At 63.6% G+C, this 12838-nt stretch carries 12 protein-coding genes; 10 read left to right on the top strand and 2 right to left on the bottom strand.

Features of this window, described 5'->3' with window-relative positions; all coding sequences use genetic code 11:
- Positions 1-112 precede the first annotated feature (112 nt).
- Entirely contained in the window at positions 113-562 is a 450-nt protein-coding gene (locus tag ACTIEY_RS04140; protein ID WP_439517818.1) for an OsmC family protein, read from the top strand.
- 4 nt (positions 563-566) lie between these two features.
- On the opposite strand, the gene coq7 is transcribed toward ACTIEY_RS04140, so the two are convergent.
- Positions 567-1220, bottom strand: a complete 654-nt coding sequence (coq7, locus tag ACTIEY_RS04135) for a 2-polyprenyl-3-methyl-6-methoxy-1,4-benzoquinone monooxygenase (protein ID WP_439517817.1) — start codon at positions 1218-1220, stop codon at positions 567-569.
- A gap of 316 nt (positions 1221-1536) precedes the next feature.
- On the opposite strand from coq7, the gene ACTIEY_RS04130 reads away from it, so the two are divergent.
- Positions 1537-2544: a porin gene (locus ACTIEY_RS04130; protein ID WP_439517816.1), complete on the top strand. Its 1008-nt coding sequence runs from the start codon at positions 1537-1539 to the stop codon at positions 2542-2544.
- Between the two features lie 276 nt (positions 2545-2820).
- Positions 2821-3813, top strand: a complete 993-nt coding sequence (locus ACTIEY_RS04125) for a porin (protein WP_439517815.1) — start codon at positions 2821-2823, stop codon at positions 3811-3813.
- Between the two features lie 74 nt (positions 3814-3887).
- On the opposite strand, the gene ACTIEY_RS04120 is transcribed toward ACTIEY_RS04125, so the two are convergent.
- On the bottom strand, positions 3888-4205 hold the full coding sequence (locus tag ACTIEY_RS04120) for a ComEA family DNA-binding protein (RefSeq protein ID WP_439517814.1): 318 nt from the start codon (positions 4203-4205) through the stop codon (positions 3888-3890).
- 200 nt (positions 4206-4405) lie between these two features.
- Here ACTIEY_RS04120 and ACTIEY_RS04115 point away from each other — a divergent pair, with 200 nt between their 5' ends.
- From ACTIEY_RS04115 to ACTIEY_RS04085, 7 genes are all read left to right on the top strand, one after another.
- Positions 4406-5194 carry a DUF3047 domain-containing protein gene (locus ACTIEY_RS04115; protein WP_439517813.1) on the top strand — a complete coding sequence of 263 codons (789 nt, stop codon included), beginning with the start codon at positions 4406-4408 and terminating at the stop codon, positions 5192-5194.
- A gap of 176 nt (positions 5195-5370) precedes the next feature.
- Positions 5371-6942, top strand: a complete 1572-nt coding sequence (locus ACTIEY_RS04110; RefSeq protein ID WP_439517812.1) for an ABC transporter substrate-binding protein — start codon at positions 5371-5373, stop codon at positions 6940-6942.
- A 64-nt stretch (positions 6943-7006) separates the two neighbouring features.
- The gene (locus ACTIEY_RS04105; protein WP_439517811.1) at positions 7007-7987 is read left to right on the top strand and encodes an ABC transporter permease; all 981 of its coding nucleotides are present in this window, start codon (positions 7007-7009) and stop codon (positions 7985-7987) included.
- 14 nt (positions 7988-8001) lie between these two features.
- Positions 8002-9285, top strand: coding sequence for a M20 aminoacylase family protein (locus ACTIEY_RS04100; RefSeq protein WP_439517810.1), 1284 nt, complete (start codon positions 8002-8004; stop codon positions 9283-9285).
- A gap of 41 nt (positions 9286-9326) precedes the next feature.
- The gene (locus ACTIEY_RS04095) at positions 9327-10859 is read left to right on the top strand and encodes an ABC transporter substrate-binding protein (RefSeq protein WP_439518275.1); all 1533 of its coding nucleotides are present in this window, start codon (positions 9327-9329) and stop codon (positions 10857-10859) included.
- 85 nt (positions 10860-10944) lie between these two features.
- Entirely contained in the window at positions 10945-11853 is a 909-nt protein-coding gene (locus ACTIEY_RS04090; protein WP_439518274.1) for an ABC transporter permease, read from the top strand.
- Between the two features lie 4 nt (positions 11854-11857).
- Complete coding sequence (locus ACTIEY_RS04085) at positions 11858-12835, top strand: ABC transporter ATP-binding protein (RefSeq protein ID WP_439517809.1); 978 nt, start codon at positions 11858-11860, stop codon at positions 12833-12835.
- Positions 12836-12838: the final 3 nt, after the last annotated feature.

Here is a 12838-nt window from a genome sequence, read left to right as displayed (position 1 = left end):
CAATGCCGCGAGTATATCGATCCCTTGCTGCAATGCAACATCCGTTGTTGCTTTTCTATCTTTTTTAGAGCGCTGGGCCCAATACCGTTCAATTCTTCACGACTGGACCGACATGGAATGCACCGTCACCTGGACCGGCGCCACCGGCACCCGATCCCACATGGGCTTTGTGGCTGAAACCGGCAGCGGCCACGTCATTGCCATGGACGGCGCACCGGATGCCGACAAGCCCGCCAACGGTGGGGCCAACCTGGCGGCGCGTCCCATGGAAACCGTGCTCGCGGGCACGGGAGGTTGCACCGCCTACGACGTGGTGCTCATCCTCAAGCGCGGCCGCCACGACGTGCGCGGCTGCAGCGTCAAGCTCGTCACCGAGCGCGCGCCGGCGGATCCCAAGGTCTTCACCAAGATCCACATGCACTTCACCGTCACCGGCAAGGGCATTCCGGCCAGCGCCGTGGAGCGCGCGATCGGCATGAGCCATGAGAAGTACTGCTCGGCCAGCATCATGCTGGGCAAGACGGCCGACATCACCACCAGCTTCGATTTGCTGGACGCCTGAAATCTCAGATGCGATGGGCCACGGTGGTCATCACACGGGCCGCCGCGCGCATGAGGCCCTTGACCGGCGCAGGAAGTTCGACGCCACCTGCGTGCTGCGCTTCCCGCGCGTGCCGAGCCTCGTCGTCCTTCATCTGCGCCACGATGGCGCGAGACGCCTGGTCGGTGGGCGGCAGTCGGTCCATGTGCCCGGCCAGGTGAGCTTCCACCTGCCGTTCGGTCTCCACCACGAAGCCCAGGCTCACGCCGGGGCCCATGCGGCCCGCCAGCAGCCCGAGGCCGAAGGCACCGGCGTACCAGAGGGGGTTCAGCAAGGATGGTTTGGCGCCCAACTCGTCCAGGCGAGCCTGCGTCCAGGCGAGGTGGTCGGTTTCTTCCCTGCCGGCTGCTTCCAGCTGGCGCGCCAGCGCTTCGTTGCCGGCTCGACCGGCGCGGGGCCACCGGGCGGCGAGGGCCTGCGCGGTGTACAGCGCCTGGGCACAGACTTCGCCCACATGGTTCACCCGCATCAGGGCGCCTGAAAGCCGCCGCTCGTCGTCTGACAGCTCGGGTGCGGGCGTCTGCTCAGGCAAAGTGGGGCATTCCCGCGAAGCACGGGGTGCGACGAACAAAGTTCTCAGTGCCGAGTCGGCGGCGTTCAGCAAGGCATCCATCGACATTTCCGTGTGCGAGTGAGAAGGGCAATGTAGCGCACGCCTTTGGCAGGCGCCGTCGGCGGGATCCGTGGGGTCGTGTCAGACACGGCCGAAACTCGTCGCCAATATGCGCCAACTCGGTGCGTATACTACTTTGTAGCTAATTTGAGCGCACCAAAACGGCGGTTCGTTGTTGCTGGACGACGATTTGTTCTTTTGTGCTTCGAAACTTTTGCAAGCGCAGAGCCCTTCTGGTGCAATGACCGCAGCTTCCTCAACGGAGGTTGGCTCGACGGCTCAAGACCTTCGGCCTCTTTACTCAACCTTGGAGAAACCCTCAATGAAAAAGACCCTGATTGCTCTGGCAGCCGTGGCCGCTACCGGCGCCGCTTTTGCCCAGTCTTCCGTCACGCTGTTCGGTATCGTTGACCTGAACATCCGCAACGTTCGTCAAGGCGGCGACAACCTGACGTCGCTGAGCCAGGACGGTATCGCTTCCAGCCGCCTCGGTTTCCGTGGCGTGGAAGACCTCGGTGGTGGCATGAGCGCTGGCTTCTGGCTGGAAGCTGGTCTGAACCCCGACACCGGCACCCCCGCTGGCGTGCAATTCCAGCGTCGCAGCACCGTGAGCCTGATGGGCGGTTTCGGTGAAGTGCGTCTGGGCCGTGACTACACCCCGACCTTCTGGAACCACACCGTGTACGATCCGTTCGGCACCAACGGCGTGGGCAGCTCTGTCAACACGTTCACCGTGCTGGGCAGCGGCGCTACCACCCTGGTTCGCGCGAACAACACCATCGCTTACTTCACGCCTAACCTGGGCGGCTTCGGCGCGCAGATCCAGTACGCGTTCAAGGAAACCCCGGCTGCCAACGATCCCAACGAATACGCTGGTATCCGCCTGACGTACGCAGCAGGTCCTCTGAGCGTGGCGCTGGCCACCGCTTCGGAAGGCTCCTCCATCGCCACCGAATCGTTCAAGCGCACCAACGTCGGCGCGTCCTATGACTTCGGCTTCATCAAGCCGATGGCACAGTACACCCAGGGCAAGTTTGGCGCCGCCAAGGTCAACCACTACCTGCTGGGCGTGGTCGCTCCGCTGGGCGCTGGCAACATCAAGGCTTCCTACGTCCGCTCTGACTACAACGCCGCCGCTGGCGACCAGGACGCCAACCAGATCGCCGTGGGTTACGACTACAACCTGTCCAAGCGCACCGCTCTGTACACCACGTTCTCGCGCATCGCCAACAAGAATGGCGGCACGAAGGGCCTGGCTCCCAACGCAGCAGCTGTGACGCCTAGCGGCAACTCCACCGGCCTGGAATTCGGCGTTCGCCACGCCTTCTAAGCACCGCGCTGGCTCACGCCAGCTTCGAGCGAAGAATCAAAAGCCCACCGCGCAAGCGGTGGGCTTTTTTCTTGGCCGATGCGTCCCCGCGGACGCGGGCTGGTGGTATGGAATTTGCTGTAACAAAGCATCAAATCGCCTGTTGTTGCACTGCAACGATTTGACGGCTTTTCATCAAGTTGTAGGGGATAACCCTGTAATTGGACGAGCGCAGTGCCTAAGATTGAGTTTGTGTCGAGATACCCATACCCGTTAAACCACCTCCAAGGAAATCACATGAAAAAATCGCTAGTTGCTTTGGCTGTTCTGGGCGCGTTTGCAGGCGCTGCCAGCGCTCAGTCTTCCGTCACGATCTACGGTATCGCTGACGTGTGGGTCGGCAGCCAGAAGGACACCGGCGGCGTCGTGGTGCCCCAGGTTTCGTCCACCAACGTCCTTGAGTCGGGTGGTCTGTCGGCCAGCCGTCTGGGCTTCAAGGGCACGGAAGACCTCGGTGGTGGCCTGTCCGCCATCTTCGGCCTCGAAGCCGGTCTGACCATCGACAACGGCACCGCAGGTGGCTTGAGCTTCAACCGCCAGTCCTACGTTGGCTTTGCCGGCGGCTTCGGTGAAGTGACCTTCGGCAAGATGTGGACGTCGTACGACGACATCGAAGCCGGTGCACACAGCCTGTTCGGTGGCCTGGACTTCGCTCCTGAATACGCCGTGATGCTCAGCGGCCGCGACTACATCGGCAACCCCAACAACGGCTTCAAGTACACCTCGCCTGACTTCGGTGGCATCAGCGGCTCTGTGTCGTACGCCCTGGACGAAACCGTCGGTGGCGACGCTGAAGTGACCGCCTTCCACATCAAGTACACCGGCGGCCCGATCTACGCAGGTATCGCTTACCAGGACGAAGGCACCACCGGTGGCCTGCCCAACCCTGAGTACATCCGCGCCAACGCGTCCTACGACTTCGGTATTGCCCAGCTGCTGGCCACCTACGGCAACAAGAAGGTCGGCGCTGCCAAGACCAACGAGTACGCCCTGGGTGTGAACGTGCCCGTGGGCCCCGCTGTGGTGGTGTCCGCTGGCTATGCCCGCTCCAAGGACAACGCCGCTGCTGGCAGCAACAAGCGCGACGGTTTCGGCCTGGGCGCGACCTACGCCCTGTCCAAGCGCACCGCGCTGTACGGTGCTTACACCTCCGCCGACTGGAAAGACGGCGCTGGCGTGAAGACCAACGACATCAGCATCTGGGGCGTGGGCGTTCGCCACACCTTCTGATCGACGTTCTCCGGATCTTCGAAAGCAAAAAAGCCACCCGGCAGGCCGGGTGGCTTTTTCTTTGGGCGCTGCGCTTACTTCGATGCCTTTGCGGGCTTTTTCTCCACGTTGCCGGCGGTGCTGCCAGGCTTGTAGGCCTCGCCATTGACGGTGAGCCCCTCGGACGAGAGCTTGCTGGCGCGCTTGTCGCCGATGCCTGGCACCCGGTCGACCAGGTCGGCCCAGTTCTTGAACGGTGAGGCCTTGCGCTCCTCGAGCATCTTGCCCGAGGTGCCGGGCCCGATGCCCTTGATGCTGTCCAGGTCGGCAGCGGTGGCCGTGTTCACGTCCACGGCGGCCCAGCAGCTGAGGGCAAAGAAGGCCATCAGTGCGGCCAGGGTTTTCTTGATCATGCGTTTCCTCCATTCGGAAATTGGGTTTTGGAATCACCTGCTGCGCAGGCGGGTGTCGCCTGAGGCGGCATCCGGATCGCAATGTAGTACTTTTAAATTACTTTGTCATTCAGAAATTTCCCGACGCTCATGGCGGGCAACTTAGACTTGCCGACCAGAGGTGGAGAAGTCCATTGGCCAGGGGACCGATGCAAATCAACATGCTGTTCTTGAGCGCCGTCCTGCTCGCCGTGACCTTGGCCGGTTGCGCCGGGGGACCGATCGAGGAGGAGTCGAAGGACGCCGATGAAGTGACCGATGCCGCCCACGTGCACCCGAAGGCAAGCGCGAAACTGAAGTCAGTCGCCCACCGGCTGCTGCACACGCCCGCGCCCTTGCCGGACTGGGATACCTTCGTCTTTCCGGGCAAACGCTTTGCGGCCTTCGAACCTGTGGTGATGCTCGAGCGTGAGGCGCTGCGGGTGCGTGCGCAGAGTTCGGTGAGCATCCTGCGCCAGCGCTTCGAACCCCAGCTGAGCCGGACCGGCCAGCTTCGCTTTTCATGGCTCGTCGATGCCCTGCCCGACAACGCGGATCTGACGCAATCCGCCCTGGCTGATTCGCCGGTGCGGGTCGTTCTGGCCTTCGAGGGCGACCGCCAGCGCTGGCCCGCCCGAGTGCATCGGCTCTCGGAGATGAGTCGCCTCTTCACGGGCGAAGAGCTCCCGTACGCCACGCTGGTGTATGTGTGGAGCGTGAAGGACGCTCCCGGCAGCGTCGTGATGAATCCGCGCACCGACCGCATCCGCAAGCTGGTGGTGGACAGCGGCACGGCCGGGTTGGGGCAATGGCGTGAACATGTTCGGGACATCCGCGCGGATTTCCTGCTGGCCTTCGGCGAAGAGCCTGGGCCTTTGCGCGCAGTCGCTCTCATGACCGACACCGACAACACGCAGAGCCGGCTGACAGCCTGGTACGGCAGCTTGACGCTGGAAGGCGGAACCGACTGAGCAGTTGCTCCCGCCTAGCGTCTCCATGCCCCGCCGCGATGCGCGTTGCCGCCGCAAGAGACGCCCCGGTGACCATTCCAGTGCGTTTTGGCCACGCCCTTGGGGTTAGTCCCGTGCATGAGCGGGAACGTTTGTTGCATAGTTGCGGGATGTTCATTTTATTTAGGTGTCAACAAATGAAATTTCGACTCGCACTCCTCTGCGCCGCCATGGCGATGGGCGTCGGTGGTGTCCAGGCCAAGACCTTCAAATGGACGAGCGCCAGCGACATCCCCACCTGGGACATCCATTCGCAGAACAACGCCCTGGCCAACGGCGTGCATGCATCGGTCTACGAGTCGCTCGTCTACTACAACAGCCGCACCTTCAAGCCCGAGCCCATGCTGGCCAGCAGCTGGACGCAGGTTTCGCCGACGCAGTTGCGCATGACGCTGCGCAGTGGCGTGAAGTTCCACGACGGTTCGCCCTTCACGGCCGACGATGCCGTGTTCTCCATCGAACGCGCCATGAGCAAGACCTCGAACTTCACCGTCTATACGCAGGGCATCACCAAGGTGACGAAGGTGAATGCAAACACCATCGACATCATCACAGGCGGCCCGAACCCGGTGCTGGTGAACCAGCTGACCGAGCTGCGCATGATGAGCAAAGCGTGGGCCGAGAAGAACAACTCGACCGCGCCCAAGGACATCAAGACGCAGGATGAGAACTTTGCGCACCGCAACGCCAACGGCACCGGCCCTTTCATGCTCAAGGAGTGGCAGCCCGACCAGAAGATCGTGCTGACGAAGAACCCGAACTGGTGGGGAACTGCCGAAGGCAATGTGACCGAGATCGTCTACACCCCGGTGAAGGCCGTGGCCACCCGCATGGCCGCACTCTTGTCGGGTGAAGTGGACTTCGTGCTCGATCCCAGCCCACAGGATCTGCCCCGCATCCGCCAGGACGGCAACCTCAAGGTGATGGATGGCGTCGAGAACCGCACCATCTTTTTTGGCATGGACCAGTTCCGCGACGAGCTGCCCGGCAGCAGCGTCAAAGGCAAGAACCCGCTGAAAGACCAGCGCGTGCGCAAGGCGCTGTATCAGGCCATCGACATCAACGCCATCACACGCGTGAGCCTGCGCGGCCTGGGCCAGGCCACCGGCGCGCTGGTGGCGCCGCAAGTTGCTGGCTGGACCGAAGCGGTGCACCAGCGCCATCCGTTCGATGTCGCCGCTGCACAGAAATTGCTGGCAGACGCCGGCTACAAGGATGGCTTCGAGATCGATTTCGCCTGCCCGAACAACCGCTACATCAACGACGAGCAGATCTGCCAGGCCGTGACCGCCATGTGGGCTCGCATCGGCGTCAAGGCCAAGCTGCGCACGCTGCCGCTGGCCACGTATTTCCCGATGATCCAGCGTTTTGAAGCCAGCATCTACATGCTGGGCTGGGGCGTGCCCACCTTCGATGCGCTCTACAGCCTGCAATCGCTGGTGCGCACGCTCGGCACGGGCGGCGACGGCAACTACAACGTCGGTCGCTACAGCAACCCCAAGATGGACGCGATCATCGACCGCGCCAAGACCGAGACCGATCCGTTCGTCCGTCCGCGCCTGCTGACTGAGGCCCTGGCGCTGCAGAACGAAGATGTGGCACACATCCCGCTTCACAACCAGATCATCCCCTGGGCCATGAAGAAGAACATCGACGTGGTGCACCGTGCCGACAACCGCCTGGATTGGCGTTTGATCAAGGTAAACTGATTTCAGTCAGCCAGACGAGGGTCGCGCACCGCACAGGGGCGACCCTCTCTTCATTTCCAACAAGATGTTCGCATTCATTCTCCGGCGGCTCGCGCAAGCGGTCGTCGTCATGGTCAGCGTGGCGCTGATCGCGTTCTTGTTGTTCCAGTACGTGGGCGATCCCGTGGTGTTCCTGCTCGGACAGGACGCCACGGCGGACCAGATCCGCGAGCTGCGCGCCGACCTCGGCCTGGACCAACCTTTCTTCATCCAGTTCTGGCATTTCCTCGCCAACGCCGTGCAGGGCGAGTTCGGGCTCTCGCTGAGACAGGGCGCGAAGGTCTCGCGCCTGATCGCGGAGCGGTTTCCGGCGACGCTGGAGCTCTCCATGGTGGCAGCGCTGCTGGCGCTGGCGGCTGGCATTCCGATGGGCGTCTATGCCGCCTTGCGGCGCGGCTCCTTCATGAGCCAGGTGTTCATGACGGTTTCGCTGCTCGGTGTGTCGCTGCCCACGTTCCTGATCGGCATTCTGCTGATCCTGGGCTTCGCGGTGAACCTGGGCTGGTTCCCGAGCTTTGGCCGCGGCGAGGTGACCCAGGTTGGCTGGTGGACCACCGGCCTGCTGAGTGCCAAAGGCTGGCACCACATCACGCTGCCGGCCATCACGCTGGCGATCTTCCAGCTCACGCTCATCATGCGGCTGGTGCGCGCTGAAATGTTGGAGGTGCTGCGCACCGACTACATCAAGTTCGCGCGGGCGCGTGGCTTGACCAACCGTGCTGTTCACTTTGGCCACGCGCTGAAGAACACGCTGGTGCCGGTCATGACCATCACCGGCCTGCAACTGGGTGGCCTGATCGCGTTCGCCATCATCACCGAGACGGTGTTCCAGTGGCCCGGCATGGGCCTGTTGTTCATCCAGGCCGTGACCTTTGCCGACATTCCGGTGATGGCCGCGTATCTCTGCCTCATTGCGCTGATCTTCGTGGTGATCAACCTCGTGGTCGACCTGCTGTACTTCGCAGTGGATCCGCGTCTTCGCGCAGAAAAGGCGGGTGGCCATTGAACGCCCGAAACGACATGCTGGCCCCTCGCATCAAGGCCCACGGCCGCGCGTTCGCGCACATCGCGGCCTTCCATCCCGAGCTCACGGCGCTTCGTCGCGATCTGCACGCACACCCGGAGATCGGCTTTGAAGAGCACTACACGGCGCAGCGCGTCGTGGAGTCGCTCAAGGTCTGCGGCGTGGATGAGATCCACACCGGCATTGGCCGGACCGGCGTGGTGGCGGTGATCCGCGGTCGCAGCACAGGCAGCGGCCGCATGATCGGGCTGCGCGCCGACATGGACGCCTTGCCCATGACAGAGCACAACGACTTTGCCTGGCGGTCCACACGGCCCGGCATGATGCACGGCTGTGGACACGACGGCCACACCACCATGCTGGTGGGCGCGGCGCGATACCTGGCCGAGACGCGCCACTTCGATGGCACTGCCGTGCTGATCTTCCAGCCCGGCGAAGAAGGATTTGCTGGCGCCAAGGCCATGATTGAAGATGGCCTCTTCGATCGCTTCCCGGTGCAGTCGGTCTATGGCATGCACAACTGGCCGCAGATGAAGCCCGGCATGGTGGGTGTGAACCCAGGGCCGATGATGGCGTCGGCCGACCGCATCACCATCGAGATCACGGGCAAGGGTGGCCATGGTGCGCATCCCTACCAGACCGTGGACCCGGTGCTGGTCGCGGCCCACATCATCACGGCGGTGCAGAGCATCGTCTCGCGCAACGTGCGCGCGATCGACAGCGCCGTGATCAGCCTGTGCGCCATGCAGGCTGGCGACATGGGTGCCTTCAGCGTGATGCCGGGCAAGGCCACGCTGGTGGGCACGGTGCGCACCTTCAACCCCGAGGTGCAGAACCTGGTGGAGAAGCGCCTGCACGAGGTGTGTTCCGGCGTGGCGCTCGGGCTGGGCGCTGCGGCACATGTGAACTACGAACGCATCTACCCTGCCACCATCAACAGCCGCGACGAAGCCCGCTTCGCTGCCGATGTGGCGCAGCGACTGGTGGGCCACGACCACGTGGACCGCAACATGGACCCCAGCATGGGCGCGGAGGACTTCTCCTTCATGTTGCAGGTCAAGCCGGGTGCCTACCTTCGCCTTGGCCAAGGCACCGAAAGCGGCATGGGCGGGTGCTTCCTGCACAACAGCCGCTACGACTTCAACGACGAAGTGCTCCCCCTGGGGGCCGCGTTGCATGCCGGGCTCGTCGAGCACGGCATGCCCCTGGCCAGCGATTCACATGCGCATGGCCTTTCACCCGTTTCCGCAACCCCAACCGCAACTAGGAGCGACGCATGAAACTCAAGAAAACCCTGGCAGCCACCGTGGTGACCGCTGCCATGATCACCATGGGCGCCGCGTCCGCGCAGACGATCCGCATCGGCAACCAGGGTGATGCCCTTTCGATGGATCCGCACTCGCTCAACGAATCGCTGCAGCTCAGCGTGACGGGAAACATCTACGAGCCGCTGGTGGGTCGCGACGCCAACCTCAAGCTTGCACCTGCGCTGGCCACGAGCTGGAAACAGACCTCGCCTACCGTGTGGCGTTTCGAACTGCGCAAGGGCGTGAAGTTTCACGACGGCGCACCATTCACCGCCGACGACGTGCTGTTCAGCTTCGAGCGCGCAGGGGCCGACGGCTCCGACATGAAGAGCTACACCAACGACATCAAGGAGGTGCGCAAAGTCGGCGACTCGGTGGTGGAAATCGAGACCAAGGCCCCCTTTCCCATCCTCCCCGACGTCATCTCGCTGCTGTTCATCATGAACAAGAAGTGGGCGGAGACCAATCAGGCGATGCGCCCGGTGGACCGTCGCAAGGGCATCGAGAACGCGGCGTCGTTCCGCGCCAACGGCACCGGTCCGTTCCGACTGCGCGAACGCCAGCCCAACATCAAGACCAGCTTCGTGCGCAACGGCAACTACTGGGGCAAGATCGAAGGCAACGTCATCAACGTCGAGTACACGCCCATCGGCAACGACTCCACCCGCGTGGCGGCCCTGCTCTCAGGCCAGGTGGACGTGATCGAACCTGTGCCGCTGCAGGACGTGGCCCGCATCAACGCCGGCGGCAAGACCAAGGTGATGCAGGGCCCTGAGCTGCGCACCATCTTCCTGGGCATGGACCAGAAGCGCGACGAGTTGCAGTACTCGAACATCAAGGGCAAGAATCCGTTCAAGGACAAGCGCGTGCGCCAGGCCTTCTACCAGGCCATCGACATCAACGGCATCCAGCGCACCGTGATGCGCGGCGCTTCCAAACCCACGGCCTTGATGGTGGGCCCTGGCATCAACGGTTTCGACGACGCCATGAACACGCGCCTGCCGTTCGATCCGGAAGCCGCCAAGAAGCTGCTGGCCGATGCCGGCTACCCCAACGGTTTTGAAGTGGCGCTGAACTGCCCCAACGACCGCTATGTGAACGATGGCGCCATCTGCCAGGCCGTGGCCGCCAGCCTGGCGCGCGTGGGGGTGAAGATCAACCTGCAGGCCGAGACCAAGGGCACGTACTTCCCCAAGATCCTGCGCCGCGACACCAGCTTCTACATGCTGGGCTGGACGCCCGGCACCTACGACTCGCACAACGCCCTCAACGCCCTCATGCGCTGCGTGGACGACAAGGGCAGTGGCCAGTTCAACCTGGGTTCCTACTGCAACCCCAAGGTGGATGAGCTCACCTTGAAGATCCAGTCGGAAACGGACAAGCCCAAGCGCGACGCGCTCATCAAGGAAGCCTTCAAGCTGCACACGGACGATATCGGCCATCTGCCGCTGCACCAGCAGGCCCTGGCCTGGGGCGTGGCGAGCAACGTGACGCTGGTCCAGCTGGCCGACAACTTCATGCCGTTCCGCTACATGTCGGTGAAATAAAACCGGCGCAATCGCCGCCGGACGTGGACCGCATCGCGTGCCACGTCCGAGCGGTGGTGATGATTCCAACCAGGTTCCCCACGTGATCAGTCTTCTCAAACGAGGCCTCGACAGCGATGTCGGCCACAGCTTCCGCACCTCGCCGACGGCCATTGTGGCTGCGGTGATTGCGTTCATCTGCGTCTTCTGTGCGGTGTTTGCACCCTGGGTGGCGCCGCACAACCCTTTCGACCTTGCCACGCTGGAGCTGTCCAACGCGCGTTTGCCGCCCGCGTGGAGCCCCGATGGCTCGTCCAAATTCCTTCTGGGCACGGACGACCAGGGGCGCGACATCCTGTCGGCCCTGATGTATGGCGCACGCATCTCACTGGCCGTGGGCCTGGCGTCGGTGCTGCTCTCGGTGATCATCGGCGTGTCGTTCGGCCTGCTGGCCGGTTTCCTGGGCGGGTGGGTCGACGGGCTCCTCATGCGCCTTTGCGACGTGATGCTGTCGTTCCCGCCGATCCTGATCGCCCTGCTGATCGCCGGCGTGGGGCGTGCCCTGTTTCCGAACGCCCATGAGACGCTGGCCTTCGGCGTGCTGATCATCTCCATCACGCTCACCGGCTGGGTGCAGTACGCACGCACCGTGCGCGGCTCCACGCTGGTGGAACGCAACAAGGAATACGTGCAGGCCGCGCGCGTGACCGGTGTGGCGCCGCTGCGCATCATGCGCAGCCACGTGCTGCCCAACGTGATGGGTCCGGTGCTGGTGCTGGCCACCATCCAGGTGGCCACGGCCATCATTACCGAAGCCACGCTGTCCTTCCTCGGCGTGGGCGCGCCGCCTACGTCGCCCTCTTTGGGCACGCTCATCCGCGTGGGCAACGACTACCTCTTCTCCGGCGAGTGGTGGATCACCATCTTTCCGGGTGCCATGCTGGTGCTGATCGCACTCAGCGTGAATCTGCTCGGCGACTGGCTGCGCGATGCCCTGAACCCGCGACTGCGATAACAACATGAGTCTGCTTCAAGTCAAGAACCTGGTCGTCGAGTTCCCCAACCGACGCGGCACCCTGCGTGCGCTCGATGACATTTCCTTCGACATTGCACCGGGGGAAATTCTCGGTGTGGTGGGTGAATCCGGCGCCGGCAAGTCGCTCACGGGCGCGTCCATCATTGGTCTGCTGGAACCCCCGGGCCGCATCGCGTCGGGCCAGATCCTGCTGCAGGGCGAACGCATCGACAACCTGCCCTACGAGGCCATGCGCAAGGTGCGCGGTCGCAAGATCGGCGCGATCTTCCAGGACCCGTTGACCTCGCTCAACCCCCTGTATTCGGTGGGCCGTCAGCTCATCGAGACGATCACCACGCACCTGCCGGTGAGCCAGGCTGAAGCGCGCAAGCGGGCCATCGATCTTCTCAAGGACACCGGCATTCCGGCCGCCGAGCAGCGGATCGATCATTTCCCCCACCAGTTCTCTGGCGGCATGCGCCAGCGCGTGGTGATTGCGCTGGCGCTGGCCGCCGAGCCGCAGCTCATCGTGGCCGACGAGCCCACCACCGCGCTGGACGTGTCGATCCAGGCACAGATCATCACGCTGCTCAAGACCATCTGCAAACAGCGCGGTGCCGCGGTGATGCTGATCACGCACGACATGGGGGTGATCGCTGAAACCTGCGACCGCGTGGCCGTGATGTACGCCGGCCGCGTGGCCGAGATCGGGCCGGTGCACGAGGTCATCAACCATCCTGCACACCCTTACACCGCCGGGCTGATGGCCTGCATTCCCGACATGAGCGAGGACCGCGAGCGCCTGCACCAGATCGACGGCGCCATGCCGCGCCTCAACGCCATTCCAACGGGTTGTGCCTACAACCCACGCTGCGAGAAGGTGTTCGACCGATGCCACGTGCAGCGTCCCGACCTGTTGCCCGCCGGTGCCACGCAGGCGGCGTGCTGGCTGCACGACCGTGAAAAGGCGGTGTCTGCATGAGCG

The sequence above is a fragment of the Hydrogenophaga sp. genome (genome assembly GCF_051858985.1).
Taxonomy (GTDB): Bacteria; Pseudomonadota; Gammaproteobacteria; order Burkholderiales; family Burkholderiaceae_C; genus Hydrogenophaga.
This window is presented reverse-complemented; position numbering and strand designations above follow the sequence as displayed.

Excerpts from the sequence above, each read along its gene's own strand:
- ACTIEY_RS04140 (WP_439517818.1), top strand. The coding sequence starts at position 113 with ATGGAATGCACCGTCACCTGGACCGGCGCCACCGGCACCCGATCCCAC.
- coq7 (WP_439517817.1), bottom strand. The coding sequence starts at position 1,220 with ATGTCGATGGATGCCTTGCTGAACGCCGCCGACTCGGCACTGAGAACT.
- ACTIEY_RS04130 (WP_439517816.1), top strand. The coding sequence starts at position 1,537 with ATGAAAAAGACCCTGATTGCTCTGGCAGCCGTGGCCGCTACCGGCGCC.
- ACTIEY_RS04125 (WP_439517815.1), top strand. The coding sequence starts at position 2,821 with ATGAAAAAATCGCTAGTTGCTTTGGCTGTTCTGGGCGCGTTTGCAGGC.
- ACTIEY_RS04120 (WP_439517814.1), bottom strand. The coding sequence starts at position 4,205 with ATGATCAAGAAAACCCTGGCCGCACTGATGGCCTTCTTTGCCCTCAGC.
- ACTIEY_RS04115 (WP_439517813.1), top strand. The coding sequence starts at position 4,406 with ATGCTGTTCTTGAGCGCCGTCCTGCTCGCCGTGACCTTGGCCGGTTGC.
- ACTIEY_RS04110 (WP_439517812.1), top strand. The coding sequence starts at position 5,371 with ATGAAATTTCGACTCGCACTCCTCTGCGCCGCCATGGCGATGGGCGTC.
- ACTIEY_RS04105 (WP_439517811.1), top strand. The coding sequence starts at position 7,007 with ATGTTCGCATTCATTCTCCGGCGGCTCGCGCAAGCGGTCGTCGTCATG.
- ACTIEY_RS04100 (WP_439517810.1), top strand. The coding sequence starts at position 8,002 with ATGCTGGCCCCTCGCATCAAGGCCCACGGCCGCGCGTTCGCGCACATC.
- ACTIEY_RS04095 (WP_439518275.1), top strand. The coding sequence starts at position 9,327 with ATGATCACCATGGGCGCCGCGTCCGCGCAGACGATCCGCATCGGCAAC.
- ACTIEY_RS04085 (WP_439517809.1), top strand. The coding sequence starts at position 11,858 with ATGAGTCTGCTTCAAGTCAAGAACCTGGTCGTCGAGTTCCCCAACCGA.